The sequence below is a fragment of the Rhizobium sp. SU303 genome, assembly GCF_021052345.1.
GTDB classification, from domain to species: Bacteria; Pseudomonadota; Alphaproteobacteria; order Rhizobiales; family Rhizobiaceae; genus Rhizobium; species Rhizobium laguerreae.
This window is the reverse complement of sequence record NZ_CP088095.1, coordinates 3,240,394-3,255,968: the sequence shown is the minus strand read 5'-3', so window position 1 is coordinate 3,255,968 and position 15,575 is coordinate 3,240,394. Positions and strand designations below refer to the sequence as shown.

Below are 15,575 nucleotides of genomic sequence, written 5' to 3'. Positions count from 1 at the left end.
GGTTCCGGCCGGCAATCGACATGCCGGCCAGTAAAGGCCGTGTCAGTCGGGCATCGCCCATGCTTTGTAGGTCTCCAAGAGGTGGCCGGGCATGTTGCTGTTGGCGGCCGCTGCTTCATTCTGCAGCTGTTCCGGCGACTTTCCGCTGGCCAGTTGCAGCTTGACCTGCTCGATGAAGCAGGACAGCGGCAGATCCGAGCCGCTCTTGGTCCGCAGTTTCTCGGCAATGCGCGTCAGAAACTCGGATGTGTCGATCGTGCGGGATGTTTCCTGGACATCCGTGGACGCTGGCGAGCCACTTTGTATCGTCATGACAATCCTCCTCCGATTGTTACGCACATACATATAAAGTTAGGACGCACTGAGTTTTCGTGAAGGTCTATCACCTCGAATTTATCGATGAGATATCACAGTTTCATGGCCAGCGGACGACGGGGGGCAACGAAGAGAGAATGGATTCGACGTTGCCGCCGGTCTTCAGGCCGAAGATCGTGCCGCGATCATACAGCAGATTAAATTCGACGTAGCGGCCTCGGCGGATCAATTGTTCGTCGCGATCGGCCTCTGTCCACAATTTATCGAAGTTGGAGCGGACGATTTTCGGATAGACCATGGCGAAAGCCCGGCCGACATCACGCGTGAAGGCGAAATCGGCGTCCCAGCCGCCAACTTCCTCGCTTGAATGCAGCCAGTCATAGAAGATGCCGCCGATGCCGCGGGCCTCGTTGCGGTGTTTCAGGAAGAAATATTCGTCGCACCACGCCTTGTACGCATCGTAATCGGCGACGGCATGATTGCGGCAGGCGATCTCCATGGCCTTGTGGAAGAGCTGACTGTCCTCGTCTTCCTGCGTGCGGCGGCGCGACAACACCGGCGTCAGGTCGGCCCCGCCGCCGAACCAGCGGCTGGTGGTGACGACCATGCGGGTATTCATGTGCACCGCCGGAACGTTGGGGTTGACAGGATGGGCAATCAGCGAGATGCCGGAGGCCCAGAAACGCGGATCATCCTTGGCGCCGGGTATCTGGGCGCGGAAATCCGAGGCGAATTCGCCGTACACGGTGGAGGTATGGACGCCGACCTTTTCGAAGACGCGGCCTTCCATCATCGACATCCGGCCACCGCCGCCGGCGCCATTTTCGCGCGACCAGTCCTTGGCGACGAAGCGGCCGGGCTCCTGATCGGAGAGCGGCCCTTCCAACTCATCCTCGATGGCCTCGAAGGAGGCGCAGATCGTATCGCGCAACCCCTCGAACCAATTGCGGGCGGCAGCCTTCTTCTGTTCGATATCGTCAGGCAAGCCGATCGGCAGTTCCGGTCTTTCCATTTACGCCTCCGACGGTCGACATCTCCTTCGGAGGCGACTCGCTCATTCTTGATTGCCCGCCATGATTAGCAGTTGGTGCTGCATCTCGCCAAGCCAAGGCAGGCACTGGGCGCTTCCAAGATTCGACTCGCAAATCGAGAATTTCGATATTACCTTTTCCGAGGAGGTAGGTGTGATGAAAAAAGTTCCAGGGCCTCCGTCTTTCGACGGCCTGAAGCGCAGGATAGCGAGACATCGGGCGGAAAATCCGCCGAGCAAGAAGGACCATTTCGTGCGTGAGACATATTGCCTCGGCCTCATGGATGCACGCGCCAAGGCGCGCGAATGGTTCGACGAATATCCGAAAGCCGCTTACTGGACCGAAGTGGAAAGCTGGCGCCAGCTCGACGGCGACCAGATCGAATTCACCATGCGCCGCCTGCCTTCGGCTGATTGACCGTCACTTCGCAGCGGTGCGCACGCGGCTTTCGATCAGCAGGCCGCTTTCATCCATGATCGGATGCGCCACGGACACGATGTGGGCGTTGAGGCGCTTCAGGTCGCGCAACATGTCGAGATGCAGCGAACTCGTCTGAAGGCTGTCGGCGCGGCCGTCACGAAGGCGTTCGAGGTGGCGCTCGGCCGATTGTTTTTCCATCCGGCGCACCTCGACTTTTACCTCCATCATCTGACGCGCGAGATTGAAATCGCGGGTGACGAAGATCGTCTGGGCGACGCGCAGATTGTCGATCGTCAGATCGAACAGCTTGCGCAGTTCCTGATGACCGTCCTCGGAAAATTTTAAACCGAGAGAGATTTTCTTCGCCACCTGCTCCGCCAGGCCCTTCTCGATGATGTCGCCCATATGTTCGAGATTGATCGCGTAATCGATGACGACGATCGAGCGGCGGGCATTCTCGTCGCTGAGACCCTCGCGGCCGAGCTTCGAGAGATAGACCTTCACCGCCTGCTGCAGCCGGTCGACGCGCTCTTCGAGGGCGGATATCTCGGCAAGCTTCGATGCGTCGTTACGCTCGAAAGCTTCGGAGACCCGGATCAGCATGCGCTCGATCAGGTCGCCGACGCCAAGCACTTCGCGGGTGGCGCTGGCAAGGGCCACGACCGGCGTCGAAAGCTCCTGCGCATCCAGATATTTCGGGGCGCTGTCGGGCTCGGCCTGATCCGGCACCAGCCTGGCCATCAGGGCGGCGAGCGGGCGGGAGAATGGCCAGGCCAGCGCCGCCAGCAGAAGGTTGAAGGCAAGATGCGCGTCGACCGGCAGCTTGGCGGGACCAAAGGGCAGCATTTGGATGAGTTCCGCGCCATATCCCGCCAGCGGCAGGGCGATGAGGCAGCCAAGCGTGCGGACGGCGAGATTGCCGAGAGTGACGCGCCGAGCCGAAACCGGGCCGGACAATGTCGCGACGACAGGCGGTATTGCGCCGCCGAGATTGGCGCCGAGCACGAGCACGATGACGAGTTCGGCGGAGACCACGCCGGCCGAGGCGAGCGACAGGATGAGCACCACCACCGCAAGGCTCGACGAGGACGCGAAGGCAAGCGCTGCCGAGACGATCATGGCCACAGGCAGGGCGCCGTCCAGCAGGCCGATGAAGGCGGCAAGGGCGGGAGAGGCGCGCATCGGTTCCGTCGCAAGGCCAAGGAGGTGCAGCGACAACAGCATCAGCCCGATGCCGATCAGCGCTGTGCCGCCGCCCTGGCTGGCGCTGGAACGGCCGCGGCAAAGCACGATCCCGGCAAGGATCAGAAGCGGAGAGAGCCATTCGATGCCCGTTGCCACGATCCAGGCGGTGATCGCGGTGCCGACATTGGCGCCGAGCAACACGATCTGCGCCATGCGCGGCTTGATCAGGTCACGCTCGACGAAGGAGGCCGTCATCAGTGCCGTTGCCGTGGAGCTCTGCAGCGCGATGGTTGCGACGAGGCCTGACAGGAAAGAACGAAGGCTGCCGCGTGTGCCGGTCGCCAGACCTGTTCTCAGGCGGGCGCCGAAGGCCCTGGACACGCCATCCTTTACCTGCGCGAGGCCGAACAGCAGCAGAGCCACGGCGCCGAACAGATTGATCATGATGATTGTAGAGTCCATTTTGTTGTTTTTATTCTTCTTTCACAGATCTGGAGGAATGCATTTTTCCTCACACGGCCATTCCAACTTGTTGGAATCATGGAAGCCAATGCTGAATTTTTGATTGCCCGGCTAATAAATATACGCCGGTTTGACAGAGAGACAACGCTATTTTGCGACATATTCTGGAGCGGATCGGCAATTCCGCGGGCCTTGCTCCGCCAGCGCCGGTGTCCGTCAGGCCCAGACGGTTTGGCGCATCGCCTCGCCGACGATCATGGCGGCCGAGACGGCGACGTTGATCGACCGCTGGCCTTCGATCATCGGGATCAGGATGCGGGCGTCGGCGCTCTCATGCACCTGGTCCGGCACGCCGGCGCTTTCTCGACCGAAGAGCAGGACATCGTCCGGGCGGAAAGCAAGATCGGTGTAGCGCTCCGCAGCCTTTGTCGAGGCGAGGATCAGGCGGCGGCCGGTGCTCAGACGCCACGCCTCGAAGCGGTCCCAGTTGACATGGCGGGTGAGGGCGGCGGCGGCGATATAGTCCATGCCGGCCCGTTTCAGGTTGCGGTCGGAGATGTCGAAGCCGGCGGGTTCGATCAGATCGACCGCGAAGCCAAGGCAGGCGGCAAGACGCAGGATGTCGCCGGTATTGCCTGCTATATCCGGCTGATAGAGTGCCAGTCTGAGTGAAGTCATGATGCGCCGTTTTCCTGCTTTCGCCGCTCAAGGCCTAATGCAACTGTGATTTCGGCGCAACAGGGCGCGTTTTTGGCACAACAGGGCTGGAAAATTCCTCGTTTTCGCGTTATCGGTGCATATCTTCAATCGCCAGCAAGGAGCGCCAGAATGAATATTTTGCTGTATGTGCGCCTCCCGGCCGTGATGCCAAGCGGTGCGATTTTCCGCCGATAGTGCGGGTTTCTTCCCTGAATTTCCTTTTTTGATCCATTGTGCGGCTGTCTCAGCCTCGCCCCTTGAACGTTCGGTTCCCATATGTGCTTGCATGGCGCTGGGATGGCGCGAAGCCGGGAGCCGGAACGCTGACGTTTCGGAGCAATTTCATGTTTGGCTGGTTCGAACAGCGACTCAATCCCTTTCCCAGCGAGGACCCTGTCGCCCCGCCGAAAGGTCTCTTTGCCTTTTGCTGGCATTACAGCAAGCCGGCTGCGCCCTGGCTCGGCCTGATGGCCGTGCTGACCGCGCTGATCGCTATCGGCGAAGTGGCGCTCTTCCAGTTCCTCGGCGACATCGTCGACTGGCTGACCAATGCCGACCGCGCCACATTCCTGGAGAGAGAAGGCCACAAGCTTTTCTGGATGGCGGCGCTGGTGCTGATCGGCCTGCCTGTGGTAGCCGGGCTCGATTCGCTCATCATGCATCAGATGATGCTCGGCAATTATCCGATGATCGCACGCTGGCAGATGCACCGCTTCCTGCTGCGCCACAGCATGTCGTTCTTTGCCAACGAGTTTGCCGGGCGTGTCGCCACCAAGGTGATGCAGACCTCGCTTGCCGTACGTGAAACGGTGATGAAGATCCTCGACGTCTTCGTCTATGTCGTCACCTACTTCCTGACGATGATCATCGTGATTGCGGCGGCGGACTGGCGGCTGATGATCCCGATCCTCGTCTGGCTCGCGGTCTATATCAGCATCGTCGCCTATTTCGTGCCGCGGCTTCGCAAGATCGCGGCGGCGCAGGCGGATGCGCGTTCGATGATGACGGGCCGCGTGGTCGACAGCTATACGAATATCGCGACGGTCAAGCTGTTTTCGCATGCGGGCCGCGAGGAGGTCTATGCCAAGGAGGGCATGGACGAGTTCCTGCAGACCGTGCACAAGCAGATGCGCAAGGTGACGCTCTTCCACATCAGCGTCTATGTGAACAACTGCGTTGCGCTCTTCGTCATCTCGGGCCTGTCGATCTGGTTCTGGCTGAACGGGGCGATCTCGGTCGGTGCCATCGCCATCGCTATCGGTCTTGCCATGCGCGTCAACGGCATGTCGCAATGGATCATGTGGGAAGTCTCGGCGCTGTTCGAGAATATCGGTACGGTCTATGACGGCATGGAGATGATGAGCAAACAGCACGACATCGTCGACAAGCCGGGCGCACCCACCCTGACGGCGAAGAAGGGCGCGATCCACTACGACCGCATCCGCTTCCACTACGGCAAGAGCAAGGGCGTCATCGACAACCTGTCGCTCGACATCAAGGCAGGCGAGAAGGTCGGTCTGGTCGGCCGTTCCGGTGCCGGCAAGACGACGCTGATGAACCTGCTGCTGCGCTTTTACGATCTGGAGACCGGCCGCATCACCATCGACGGGCAGGATATCGCCGGCGTCTCGCAGGAAAGCCTGCGTTCGCTGATCGGCGTGGTGACGCAGGACACCTCGCTGCTGCATCGCTCGATCCGCGACAACATCGCCTATGGTCGTCCCGAAGCAACGGACGACGAGGTGATCGAGGCCGCCAAACGCGCCAATGCCTGGGAGTTCATCGAAGGCCTCGTCGACATGCAGGGCCGCGCGGGGCTCGACGCGCAGGTCGGCGAACGCGGCGTCAAACTGTCAGGCGGCCAGCGGCAGCGCGTCGCGATCGCCCGCGTCTTCCTGAAGGACGCGCCGATCCTGGTGCTCGACGAGGCGACCTCGGCGCTCGATTCGGAAGTCGAGGCGGCGATCCAGGAAAACCTCTTCGCCTTGATGGAGGGCAAGACGGTGATCGCCATCGCCCACCGGCTTTCGACGCTGACGGAGATGGACCGGCTGATCGTGCTCGACAAGGGCCGGATCATCGAGGCCGGCTCGCACAGCGAACTGATCGAAGCAGGCGGTATCTATGCCGACCTCTGGAACCGCCAGTCCGGCGGCTTCCTCTCCGATCACGCCGACGAAGCGGAAGTGGCGGCGGAATAACATAAATGAGGCCCTCTCGGCGAAAGCGGAGAGGGCCTCTTGAATACTGAGGGTGGTTTCCAGCTGCTGGGGCCCGAGCGCGTTTGCGTTCTATCCGCTCAAAGGCTGTCGGCCCAATCGATCACGCGGTGATGTTCGACGACGATCATGGTGTTGGCGGCTGCGATCGCGCGCAGTGCGACGAGACGACGCTGCTCTTCCTGGTCCAGCCAGGCGGTAATGGCCTCGGCGACGATCTCGTCGCGCGGCAACCCTAGGGCGAATGCCAGGGCATCCAGCCTTTCTGCAAGCGGAAGCGGAACATGCACATCGAGCATTTTCGTTTCCATGGAAGTGGTCTCCGGTAAAGCGCGATCGTAACGTGAGATTGTGACCGGTTCGGGGGCATTCAATGGGTATGCCGCCGATGTTACCATTAATTACCAAAATATAAGGTTTCGGTCGCTTTTCATTCCCTTTGCCGGTCCGGTTATTCCGCCTATATCGCTTCTATGTTCTTAAGCCCCATCCTCCGCCGGTTCGAAACCTGGATCGATCCGTTCCGCCCACGCGCCAATCTCCAGCCGCCGCGCTCGACGCTCGGATTCATCTGGTTCTATATCGGCCAGGCGAGGACGCCGTTCATCGCCATGCTTGTTCTCGGCGGCGCGTCGGCGGCGATCGAGGCAGCGCTCTTCTGGTTCGTCGGGCGGCTCGTCGATATCCTCGGCAGCATCACGCCGGGGGCCGGCTGGAGCGGCCTTCTGGCTGCCCATGGCGGTGAGCTGTTCGGCATGCTCGCCCTCATCGGGCTCGTGCGCTTCGTCATCGCCTTCCTGATCGCGCTCGTCGACCAGCAGGTGATCACGCCGGGCTTCTACAATCTCGCGCGCTGGCAATCCTATCTCCACGTCTCCAGGCAGTCATTGTCGTTTTTCCAGAGCGATTTTTCCGGACGCATCGTCACCAAGGTCTGGTCGGCCGGGCAGGCCACCGGCGATCTCGTCACCTCGCTGATGGAAAGCGTCTGGTTCGTCGGCATCTATGCCGTAACGACGCTCGTGCTCGTCGCCCGGTTGGACTTTTCCCTTGCCGCCGTCGTGCTGTTCTGGCTTGGCGCATTCAGCCTGCTGGCGCGCCACTTTGTCCCGCGGATCCGCCATCATTCCCGCGAAACGGCGGAAGCCGGATCGATGCTAAACGGCAGGATGGTCGACTCCTACAGCAACATGCAGACGCTGAAGCTGTTTGCACGCGACGAGGAGAGCGACCGCTACATGCGGCAGGGCTTCGATATCTATCAGGATACGGTGCTGCGCTTCACGCGGTTCATCACCGGCGTCAGGGCCTCGATGGCGCTGCTTTCCGGCCTGATGATCGTGACGATGGCGGGCCTGAGCGTCGATCTCTGGCTGCGCGGCCTCATCAGCTCGGGTGCGGTGGCGTTTTCGCTGGCGCTGGTGCTCAGGCTGAATTTCCTGCTCGGACGGTTGATGACGCAATTCAACGGTATCATGCGCAACCTCGGCACCATCCAGAACGCCGCCGAGCTGATCTCCCAACCTCTGGGGCTCGTCGACCGGACCGATGCGAAGACCTTGGTGATCCGGCAGCCCGGCATCCGTTTCGACAATGTTTCCTTCCGCTACGGCAAGGGCCACCAGCCGGTCGTCGAGAATTTCTCGCTGACCATCCGCCCGGGCGAAAAGGTCGGGATCGTCGGCCGTTCGGGCGCCGGGAAATCGACGCTGATGAACCTGCTGCTGCGCCTCTACGATATTCAGGATGGCCGCATTCTCGTCGACGGTCAGGATATCGCAGCCGTGACGCAGGAATCCCTCAGGATGCAGATCGGCGTCGTCAGCCAGGACACCTCGCTGCTGCATCGTTCGGTGCGCGACAACATCCTGTTCGGACGGCCGGATGCCGGCGAGGAGGGGCTGGTCGAGGCGGCCAGGCGCGCCGAAGCCATCGAGTTCATCGAACGCCTGCAGGATCAGCAGGGCCGCAGAGGTTTCGATGCGCATGTCGGCGAACGCGGGGTCAAACTGTCCGGCGGGCAGCGGCAGCGTATCGCCATTGCCCGCGTCATGCTGAAGGACGCGCCGATCCTCGTTCTCGACGAAGCGACGTCGGCGCTCGATTCGGAAGTGGAGGAAGCGATCCAGTCCAATCTCCACCGGATCATGGAAGGCAAGACGGTGCTTGCGATCGCCCATCGGCTGTCGACGATCGCCGCGCTCGATCGGCTGATCGTCGTCGATCTCGGACGGATCATCGAGGAAGGCAGCCATGACGCACTGCTTCGCCACGGCGGGCTCTATGCCGAGCTTTGGGCGCGCCAGTCCGGCGGCTTCCTTGCTACGGATGAGGATGCAGGCTCAAGGGTCGACGACGAATTCCGCCATGAGGCCAAAATGATTTGATCCGAAGCCGTTCTCGATGCGGCGGACCGATTTAAGCCGCAGCGGCGCGCGGGTAAAGATATGATCGATCGGAATACCGAAGGCGCCGGCGCGGATCGGCCATGTCGCGGGCTCCAGCGATGCCGTGCCCAAGCCTTGAGTGCGCATGAGATACTGCATGTCGGGCGCGAGAATCGACGTATTGAAATCACCGGCCAGAACGAGCGGTCCCGAAAGGGTAGGGATGACCTCCGCGAGATCCCAGACCTCCAGGCCGTGGAACTCGTCGTAATAAGGTTTGGTCAGGTGCGCGGCGAGGAAATTGACCTTCTGGCCATCGAAATCGATCGTCGAGATCGTCAACCGGTTGCGCCAGAGCAGGCCGAGATTGCGGATGCGGGGTTCGATCAGCGGACGCTTCGACAGCACCAGCGTATCGCATTGCTCCATGCCGACGCCGCAGCCGATATAATAGGGATAAGTCTTCAACAACCGCGGCAGTTCCGACAGCAGCGGTTCGGCCTCCAGGATGTTGACGACGTCGGCGCCTGAGGCGATGACCATGTCGGCGATGTGAGGGCCGTTTGCGAAATTATCGTTCTCGATGTTGAAGGACATCAGCCTGAAGAGGGCCGGGCGGCTCTCTTCGACTGAGGGTTCGACGAATTCGCGCATCATCGCAATGCCATGGACTGCAAGGACCGCCGATACCGCGAGCGTCAGCAGGCCATACCAGTGTCGCTTGACGAGAAGGGCTGCGACCGAAGCCACCGCGCCGGCAACCGCCAGATGGACCTGGAAGCTGTAAAAAAAGGACAGCAGATAAAAATCGGTGACGTATCGCAGGGAGATGATGGCGAGAACAAGCGTCGTAAGGACGCTGAATACGCAAAAAATCGTGTCTCTCATCCGCTCCGGTCCGGCTCGCTGGCGTGGCTTGGACTGCGCCTATCACGAGGGCATTTTTGTTGCAATGCAACATAACGGCAAGCGCGTGTTTGCCTTAAAAAATTCATCCGAAATTTCCCGCGACATTGTGCCCTCATCCCCTTGCCAAGGCTGGACATAATTTGCGATCAAGCATAGAACGCGCCGGATTGCTGGGGAATCTATGGCCGAATTGTGTCTAGAGAGATTCGCCGGCAGAGGGGGCAGGGCGGAATTCCGCGAAAATTGCGCAGAGGATGTTAGCCGTGAGCGAACACGAAACGACAAGCGAGGGCACGGGCGAACCCACTCGCCGTGATTTCCTTTATCTCACCACTGGTATGGCGGGCGCCGTTGGCGCCGTCGCGGTCGCTTGGCCGTTCATCGATCAGATGCGTCCTGACGCTTCGACGCTCGCTCTCGCCTCGATCGAAGTCGACGTTGCCAGCCTGGAACCCGGCATGTCGCTGACGGTCAAATGGCGCGGCAAGCCGATCTTCATCCGCAATCGCACCCCGGAAGAAGTGACGGCCGCAGCCGATGTTCCGCTGTCGGATCTCAAGGACCCGATTGCGCGCAATGCAAACCTTCCCGCCGACGCTCAGGCAACGGGTGTTGACCGTTCGGGCGGCAAGGACAAGGAAAACTGGATCGTCATGATCGGCACCTGCACGCATCTCGGCTGCGTACCGCTCGGCCAGGCCGGCGAATACAATGGTTGGTTCTGTCCCTGCCATGGCTCGGTCTACGACACGGCCGGCCGCATTCGCAAAGGTCCTGCGTCCGAGAACCTGGCGATCCCGACCTTTTCATTTGTGTCCGATACCAAAATCAAGATCGGTTGAGGGGAGACTGATATATGAGTGGCCATTCCAGCTACGAGCCATCAACCGGCCTCGAGAAATGGGTCGATGCGCGCCTTCCGCTGCCGCGCATGGTCTATGATAGTTTCGTCGCCTATCCGGTTCCGCGTAACCTGAACTATGCCTATACTTTTGGCGCAATGCTCTCCGTCATGCTGATCCTTCAGATATTGACGGGTGTGGTTCTCGCCATGCACTATGCCGCCGAGACGACGATTGCCTTCAATTCCGTTGAAAAGATCATGCGCGACGTCAATCATGGCTGGCTGCTGCGCTATATGCATGCCAACGGCGCGTCTTTCTTCTTCGTCGCGGTCTACCTGCACATTGCCCGCGGCCTCTACTACGGCTCCTACAAGGCGCCGCGAGAAATTCTCTGGATTCTCGGTGTGGTCATTTATCTCCTGATGATGGCGACCGGTTTCATGGGTTACGTTCTGCCCTGGGGCCAGATGTCCTTCTGGGGTGCGACCGTCATCACCGGCTTCTTCTCGGCCTTTCCCCTGATTGGCGAATGGTTGCAGCAGTTCCTACTCGGCGGCTTTGCCGTCGAACAGCCGACGCTGAACCGCTTCTTCTCGCTGCATTACCTGCTGCCCTTCATGATCGCCGGCGTCGTCGTCCTGCACATCTGGGCGCTGCATGTCGTCGGCCAGACGAACCCGACGGGCGTCGAGGTCAAGACGAAGACGGACACGGTGCGCTTCACGCCCTATGCGACGATGAAGGATGCTCTCGGTGTATCGGTCTTCCTGCTGGTCTATGCCTATTTCGTCTTCTACATGCCGAACTTCCTCGGCCATGCCGACAACTACATCCCGGCCGACCCGTTGAAGACGCCGGCCCACATCGTTCCGGAATGGTACTTCCTGCCGTTCTACGCGATGCTGCGTTCGATCACCTTCAACGTCGGCCCGATCGATTCCAAGCTCGGGGGCGTGCTGGTGATGTTCGGTGCGATCATCGTGCTGTTCTTCCTGCCCTGGCTCGACACTTCCAAGGTTCGCTCCGCGGTCTATCGTCCCTGGTACAAGGTGTTCTACTGGCTGTTCGTGATCAACGCGATCATCCTCGGCTGGCTCGGATCGCAGCCGGCGGAAGGTGACTTCGTCTGGATCTCTCAGGTCTGCACGCTCCTCTACTTCGCATTCTTCCTGGTTGCCATGCCGGTGCTCGGCCTCCTCGAGACACCGCGCCGCATCCCGAACTCGATCACCGAAGCGGTGCTCGAGAAGCGCAACAAGACAGCTGCCGCCAGTGCAGCGGCCAATGCGTAAGCGCGCGACGGAAGGGAACAGAAACATGAAAACGCTTGTTGCAAGCATTCTCTCGCTCGCTGTCGTTGCCGGTCTCAGCGGCGCGGCCCTGGCCGAGGAGGCGCCCGCCAACGGTGCGGCTCCGGCCCATCACGCGGAAGGTGAGACGCCGCATTATCCGCTGAAGCATCCGAAGGAGGAGGAATGGTCTTTCGCCGGTCCGTTCGGCCATTACGACAAGGGCCAGCTCCAGCGCGGCCTCAAGGTCTACACGGAAGTCTGTGCAGCCTGTCATTCGATGAAGCTCGTGCCTTTCCGCACGCTCCACGAGCTCGGCTATTCCGAGGCGCAGGTGAAGGCCTTCGCCGCGAACTATGAGGTCCAGGATGGTCCCGACGCCAGCGGCGAGATGTTTACCCGCAAGGCGGTTCCTTCCGATTACTTCCCGTCGCCTTTCCCCAATGCTGAAGCCGCGGCTGCTTCCAACAATGGCGCGGCTCCGCCCGATTTTTCGCTGATTGCCAAGGCCCGCTCAGTCGAGCGCGGCTTTCCGCAGTTCGTTTTCGACATTTTCACGCAATATCAGGAAAGCGGCCCGGACTATATCCACGCACTGCTGACCGGCTATGAAGAGCCGCCGGCCGGTTTCCAGGTGCCGCAGGGGGGACATTATAACCCTTATTTCAATGCTGCCGCCGTCCTTGCCATGCCAAAGCCGCTCTCTGACGGCCAGGTGACCTATGACGACGGCGCGCCGGCGACGGTCGACCAGTATTCGAAGGACGTCACCGCCTTCCTGATGTGGGCAGCGGAGCCGCATCTCGAGGAGCGCAAGCGCACGGGCTTCATGGTCATGATCTTCCTGGCGATCTTCACGGTGCTGATCTACCTGACGAAGCGCTCGATCTACGCCAATAAGGAACATTGAGCGGTTCCCGCCGGATTTCGAAAGGCGGCCTACGGGCCGCCTTTTTTGTTGGTTCCGCCCCTGGCAATTGCTAGGGTGCGGCCAGTTTCATGCGTTCGCAGATATGGATTTTCCATGAACAATACGACTTCGGAGCTCGCAGCCAGCATCCGCTCCATTCCTGACTATCCCAAGCCCGGCATCATCTTCCGCGACATCACAACGTTGCTCGGCAACCCTCGGGCTTTCCGCCGGGCGGTCGACGAACTCGTGCAGCCCTATGCCGGCACGAAGATCGACAAGATCGCCGGCATGGAGGCGCGCGGCTTCATCCTCGGCGGCGCGGTGGCGCACCAGCTTTCCTCAGGCTTCGTACCGATCCGCAAGAAGGGCAAGCTGCCGCACGAGACCGTGCGCATCGCCTACAGCCTGGAATATGGCGTCGACGAGATGGAGATGCATCGCGATGCTGTCCAGCCCGGCGAGAAGGTGATCCTGGTCGACGACCTGATCGCCACCGGCGGTACCGCGGTCGGCGCGACGAAGCTATTACGCCAGATCGGTGCGGAAGTGGTCGGCGCCTGTTTCGTCATCGACCTGCCGGATCTTGGCGGCCGCAGGAAGCTGGAAGAGCTCGGCGTCGTCGTGCATACGCTGGTCGAATTCTCCGGCCACTGAGCCCTCGTCCTGCTGCTGCCTGGGGCGTCAGTCGAATTCGAGCACGCTGCTTTCGAAGCGGATAACGGCATCACCGTTTTGATTGACACCCTCGCAGAGGATGGTGTTGAGGTGCCATCCCGGCCGCGACGCGAGCGCCCGGCTGGAGAGGAAGGCGACGGAATAGGTGACGACGTCGCCGGCAAAGACCGGCCGCAGCCATTGCAGTTTCTGGAAACCCGGCGAAGGGCCGAGGTTCGGCGACGTCAGGCTGTTTTGCGCGAGTGCGACGCTCTGCCTTTTCCAAAAAGCGAGGAAGGTCCGCATCCAGGCGGCGGTGGTGTGCCAGCCCGAGGCGCAGAGATCCCCGAAAAGGGTGTCCTTGGCGGCTTCTTTGTCGACGTGGAAACGCTGCGGATCGTAGCGCGTTGCGAAACGGATGATGTTTTCCTCGGTAAAAGTGTAGTTGCCGATCTCGGCCTTCTCCCCAACCGCGTAAAGCTCGGACATCCTCATGCTGATGTCTCCGGGTTTATGCCGATATCGGCTGGCCGGGCGCGCATGCCGAACATGACCGAATTCTCCGAGACGCAGACGAGTTCGCCGCGCTGGTTTTCCACCTCGTGGCGAAACTTGACGATGCCGATGCCGGGGCGCGATCGCATCGGCCGGGCTTCAAGCACGATCGAGTGGCCGGACAGCGTGTCGCCGGCAAGCACCGGCTTTCGCCATTCCATCAGATCGACGCCGGGCGCACCTTCGCAAAGCGAGTTCAGCACGTAGCTGTCGGCCATCATGCGCATGAACATCGAAGAGGTATGCCAGCCGGAGGCGGCAAGGCCGCCGAGAATGCTGGCGCGGCCGGCAGCCTCATCGAGATGAATCGGTTGCGGGTCGAATTCGCTTGCGAACTCAATGATTTCCTCGGTGGTCACCGGCTTCGGGCCAAGCGCGAAGCGGCGGCCGGGCTGGAAATCCTCGAAGGAAAGCTTTTCTGCCGACATTCGCTCCTCCCGCCATATGCAGCGCACAATGCTTACAATAGCATCCGCGCGGGCTCAATGATTCCGGGGAGATAAACCGGCATGACTGAACTAAGGTCGATACTCGACGAGGCCGTGCGCCAGGAGCTGATTTCGCCGGAGACGGGCGGGCGTCTTCTGCCGTTCCTGACGGAGCGCGGGGTCGCCGTCATCGGGGGTGGGGTCGCTGAGGCACAGCCGGCAATGGCGGCGGAGGGGCAGGCCTGGTCGGATACCGAGACGCCACGCTTCGTGCGCGGCTTCCACGACGTGCTGATCACTATCGGCGTCGTGGTGGCGCTCGGCGGCCTCTGGGGGCTTGCCGCACTCTATGCCGTGCTGCCTGCGATCATCGTGCTTTCGGAAATCCTGGTGCGCCGCCAGCGGCTTGCCTTGCCAGCCGTCAGCCTGACGATTGCGCTGCTCTGCTGGACATTCCTGCTGATGTCCTTCTTCTTCAAGCCGGGAACATCAGCCTTCAATGATATCGGGGCGGAGGCGACGCAGTTCATCGCCGGCTTCCCGATCATTCTCGGCCTCTATTATGCCCGGTACCGCGTGCCGCTGTCGCTGGCGCTCTGCATCACCTCGGCCCTTGCGCTGGTGCTCACCCTGCTATTGCGTCTCATGCAATGGGCGAGCGGCGATCCGCAATTCTTCTCCAACCATCCCCTCCTGCTCGCGGTGGTCTTCCTCGTTTGCGCGCTCGGGCTGTTTGCAACGGCGCTGTATTTCGACCTCGGGGACCGGTTGCGCCGGACGACACGCTCCGATATCGCCTTCTGGCTTCACCTCGGCGCGGCACCGGCTCTGCTCTTCAGCGTAAGGCTGCTGATGTCGTTCGACGGCAATTTGCTCGATGTTGCCCAGGCGGTGTCGATCAAGACGCCCATAATCGTTATCAGCGTGGTGGTGTTGATGCTGATCGGCCTTGTCATCGATCGGCGCGCCTTCGTCACGTCAGGCCTGCTGTCGCTCGGTTTTGCAATCTACGGCATTTTCCGGCAGGGGAATGCGACGGTTGACACCTATATCTTCACGACGCTGATCGTCGTCGGAGCGATCGTGCTCATCATCGGAACAGGCTGGATGCCGCTGCGCCGCATCGTGCTGCGGGCGCTGCCGGCCGCCATTTCGCAAAGGCTGCCGCCGGCCGTCTTAGGGGTAACCCCGTAAATCTTACGATTTCGCCCAAACCGCTGAGCGATTTGGGCGAAATGAATTGATCGGGATAGCGGCAATTTCC

16 protein-coding genes are annotated in these 15,575 nt (G+C 61.0%); 8 read left to right on the top strand and 8 right to left on the bottom strand.

Features of this window, described 5'->3' with window-relative positions; genetic code table 11:
- Positions 1–42: 42 nt before the first annotated feature.
- A complete protein-coding gene (locus tag RlegSU303_RS16350; RefSeq protein WP_026158795.1) occupies positions 43–312 on the bottom strand; it encodes a hypothetical protein in 270 nt (89 codons plus the stop codon).
- 103 nt (positions 313–415) lie between these two features.
- Entirely contained in the window at positions 416–1,327 is a 912-nt protein-coding gene (gene hemF, locus RlegSU303_RS16345) for an oxygen-dependent coproporphyrinogen oxidase (protein ID WP_027664105.1), read from the bottom strand.
- A gap of 175 nt (positions 1,328–1,502) precedes the next feature.
- Between hemF and RlegSU303_RS16340 the strand changes: the two genes are divergently transcribed.
- Complete coding sequence (locus RlegSU303_RS16340) at positions 1,503–1,763, top strand: hypothetical protein (protein WP_003541775.1); 261 nt, start codon at positions 1,503–1,505, stop codon at positions 1,761–1,763.
- 3 nt (positions 1,764–1,766) lie between these two features.
- On the opposite strand, the gene RlegSU303_RS16335 is transcribed toward RlegSU303_RS16340, so the two are convergent.
- Together RlegSU303_RS16335 and RlegSU303_RS16330 are read right to left on the bottom strand one after the other, a co-directional pair.
- Positions 1,767–3,413, bottom strand: a complete 1,647-nt coding sequence (locus RlegSU303_RS16335) for a Na/Pi cotransporter family protein (RefSeq protein WP_131629692.1) — start codon at positions 3,411–3,413, stop codon at positions 1,767–1,769.
- A gap of 216 nt (positions 3,414–3,629) precedes the next feature.
- Entirely contained in the window at positions 3,630–4,091 is a 462-nt protein-coding gene (locus RlegSU303_RS16330) for a tRNA (cytidine(34)-2'-O)-methyltransferase (protein ID WP_231283223.1), read from the bottom strand.
- 365 nt (positions 4,092–4,456) lie between these two features.
- Here RlegSU303_RS16330 and RlegSU303_RS16325 point away from each other — a divergent pair, with 365 nt between their 5' ends.
- A complete protein-coding gene (locus tag RlegSU303_RS16325) occupies positions 4,457–6,313 on the top strand; it encodes an ABC transporter ATP-binding protein (protein ID WP_017961486.1) in 1,857 nt (618 codons plus the stop codon).
- Positions 6,314–6,411: 98 nt separating this feature from the next.
- Here RlegSU303_RS16325 and RlegSU303_RS16320 read toward each other — a convergent pair whose 3' ends face one another.
- Positions 6,412–6,642 carry a CopG family ribbon-helix-helix protein gene (locus RlegSU303_RS16320; RefSeq protein ID WP_094088758.1) on the bottom strand — a complete coding sequence of 77 codons (231 nt, stop codon included), beginning with the start codon at positions 6,640–6,642 and terminating at the stop codon, positions 6,412–6,414.
- A gap of 162 nt (positions 6,643–6,804) precedes the next feature.
- Here RlegSU303_RS16320 and RlegSU303_RS16315 point away from each other — a divergent pair, with 162 nt between their 5' ends.
- Positions 6,805–8,718 carry an ABC transporter ATP-binding protein gene (locus RlegSU303_RS16315; RefSeq protein WP_094088757.1) on the top strand — a complete coding sequence of 638 codons (1,914 nt, stop codon included), beginning with the start codon at positions 6,805–6,807 and terminating at the stop codon, positions 8,716–8,718.
- On the opposite strand, the gene RlegSU303_RS16310 is transcribed toward RlegSU303_RS16315, so the two are convergent.
- A complete protein-coding gene (locus tag RlegSU303_RS16310) occupies positions 8,674–9,606 on the bottom strand; it encodes an endonuclease/exonuclease/phosphatase family protein (protein ID WP_094088756.1) in 933 nt (310 codons plus the stop codon). The two genes, RlegSU303_RS16315 and RlegSU303_RS16310, sit on opposite strands and share 45 nt — an antisense overlap.
- A 284-nt stretch (positions 9,607–9,890) precedes the next feature.
- Here RlegSU303_RS16310 and petA point away from each other — a divergent pair, with 284 nt between their 5' ends.
- The 4 genes from petA to RlegSU303_RS16290 all read left to right on the top strand — a co-directional run bounded on the left by petA (position 9,891) and on the right by RlegSU303_RS16290 (position 13,328).
- On the top strand, positions 9,891–10,469 hold the full coding sequence (gene petA, locus RlegSU303_RS16305) for a ubiquinol-cytochrome c reductase iron-sulfur subunit (RefSeq protein WP_026158794.1): 579 nt from the start codon (positions 9,891–9,893) through the stop codon (positions 10,467–10,469).
- Positions 10,470–10,483: 14 nt separating this feature from the next.
- Entirely contained in the window at positions 10,484–11,764 is a 1,281-nt protein-coding gene (locus RlegSU303_RS16300) for a cytochrome b (RefSeq protein ID WP_017961481.1), read from the top strand.
- Between the two features lie 25 nt (positions 11,765–11,789).
- Positions 11,790–12,671, top strand: a complete 882-nt coding sequence (locus RlegSU303_RS16295; protein ID WP_017961480.1) for a cytochrome c1 — start codon at positions 11,790–11,792, stop codon at positions 12,669–12,671.
- 114 nt (positions 12,672–12,785) lie between these two features.
- Positions 12,786–13,328, top strand: coding sequence for an adenine phosphoribosyltransferase (locus tag RlegSU303_RS16290; RefSeq protein WP_003541749.1), 543 nt, complete (start codon positions 12,786–12,788; stop codon positions 13,326–13,328).
- A gap of 27 nt (positions 13,329–13,355) precedes the next feature.
- Here RlegSU303_RS16290 and RlegSU303_RS16285 read toward each other — a convergent pair whose 3' ends face one another.
- Together RlegSU303_RS16285 and RlegSU303_RS16280 are read right to left on the bottom strand one after the other, a co-directional pair.
- Positions 13,356–13,823 (bottom strand): MaoC family dehydratase, encoded by a 468-nt coding sequence (locus RlegSU303_RS16285; RefSeq protein WP_131719301.1) that lies wholly within the window; start codon positions 13,821–13,823, stop codon positions 13,356–13,358.
- The gene (locus RlegSU303_RS16280; RefSeq protein ID WP_017961478.1) at positions 13,820–14,311 is read right to left on the bottom strand and encodes a MaoC family dehydratase; all 492 of its coding nucleotides are present in this window, start codon (positions 14,309–14,311) and stop codon (positions 13,820–13,822) included. Before RlegSU303_RS16280 ends, RlegSU303_RS16285 begins: the two co-directional genes overlap by 4 nt.
- An 81-nt stretch (positions 14,312–14,392) precedes the next feature.
- On the opposite strand from RlegSU303_RS16280, the gene RlegSU303_RS16275 reads away from it, so the two are divergent.
- Positions 14,393–15,505: a hypothetical protein gene (locus RlegSU303_RS16275; protein WP_094088755.1), complete on the top strand. Its 1,113-nt coding sequence runs from the start codon at positions 14,393–14,395 to the stop codon at positions 15,503–15,505.
- Positions 15,506–15,575 lie beyond the last annotated feature (70 nt).